This window comes from uncultured Thiodictyon sp., assembly GCA_903837595.1.
Taxonomy (GTDB): Bacteria; Pseudomonadota; Gammaproteobacteria; order Chromatiales; family Chromatiaceae; genus Thiodictyon.
In genome coordinates, this window is the sequence record CAILVI010000540.1 from 1 (window position 1) to 1,518 (window position 1,518).

Consider the following 1,518-nt stretch of genomic DNA (forward strand, 5'->3'; position numbering starts at 1 on the left):
ACCCGCCGTTCACGGCAGGCGCCTCATCCGGGGGGCGGCGCGCCAGCCTTCGGTGAAGCTTCGGCGAGGCAGGCCGCCCCCCGTCGGCGCTTCACCTAGCGGGCGAGAAGATCGCCACGGTTCCGCCCGCGGGCGCCAGCTTCAGTTGCAGGGTGTCAGACGGGTGCACAGTTCTTTTGTTCTTGACCAAATGCTCGGCGTTCTGGTCGCTGTCGAGCGCGTCTTCCCACAGGGTGACTTTCCAATCGCCTGCGCCCAGGAACTTCAGCGGCACCGGCAATTCGCGGGCATTGCTGTCAGTGATCGCGGCCAGATACCAGTTCTTGCTGTTGCGCCGCACCTCGACCACAAAATTCCCCACTTCACCGGCTAGGCCGCGGGTTTCGTCCCAAACGGTCGGCAGGCTCTTGAGGAAATCTATGCCGGGCTGATATTTGCCATCCTGGTCTTTGTAATTATTGAACGAATCGCAGGCGACGGTGAACGGACTCTCGATGAGAATGAACATTGCCAGTTCGCCGGCGCGCGTAGCTTGCACCTGCGTATTGACCTTTACGTTTTCGAACTGTGACGGCTGGCGGTTGTGGAAGCCACCCGGTGTGTAGTCGCCCGGGCCGGCCAGCATGCGCGTGAAGGGCAGCGTGGCCCTGTGCTCGGGGGTTTCTTTGGTGCTCCATTTGTTATATTCATTGCCTTGGATGCCCTCGCGCGTGATCTGATTGGGCCAGGTGCGATTCAGGCCGGTCGGTTTGTACGCGCCGTGGAAGTCGATCAGCAGGTTGTTTTCGGCCGCCGTCTTGCAGATATCTTCGTACCAGTTGACTGCCCACTGGTCGTCGCGATCGATAAAGTCGATCTTCAGTCCCGCCAGGCCCCATTGCGCGTACATGGGGAAGTCTCTTTTATAGACCGCGCTGTCGATGAAGTCGTTGAAGTGGAACCACAGCCACACGCGGACGCCCCGTTCCTTGGCATAGGTCACCAAATCGGGCACAATCGATTTGTCGTAAATCTCCGACAATTGATACGGCCAGCCCATGTCGGCGGCCAGCTGGATGTACTGTTTGAGCGTCGGGAGGTCGTTTTGCCCCGTGGCGGACCACCAGGTACCCCAGGACGACATGCCCGGCTTGATCCAGGAGGCGGCGGCGATCTTGCTCGGGGTGGCGAGGTTCAACACCAGGTCACTCTGAATGAGTTCGTAAGGCTGGCGGCCGATGATGAATGTCCGCCAGGGGGAATTGTGGGGAGTCTTGGCCACAACCAGGCCCTTCTGAACCTCGCCCACCGGCGGAGCGGATTGTGCCTCCACCCCATTTGTCGCCGACGGCTTGCGTGACGGCCAGGGCTGCGCCGGTATCGGCGGAGCGAGTTGCACCTCCAGCGTGTTTTTGGCGCCGGCCTTGGGAACGAGCCACATGCCGGACCAGTCGAGCAGGTCGGACTCGGTGATGGCGACATACGCCGCAGCGGTCTGGACCAGAAACGGCAGTCCATGTTTGAAATTAGGGTTAAGCG

Annotated in this window: 1 protein-coding gene; it reads right to left on the reverse strand. The window is 60.8% G+C overall.

Going from position 1 to position 1,518, the window contains the following annotated elements:
- Window positions 1-91: 91 nt before the first annotated feature.
- On the reverse strand, window positions 92-1,518 hold a 1,427-nt coding region (locus QZY44_RS32765), incomplete at its 5' end, for a glycoside hydrolase family 97 protein (protein WP_295457648.1).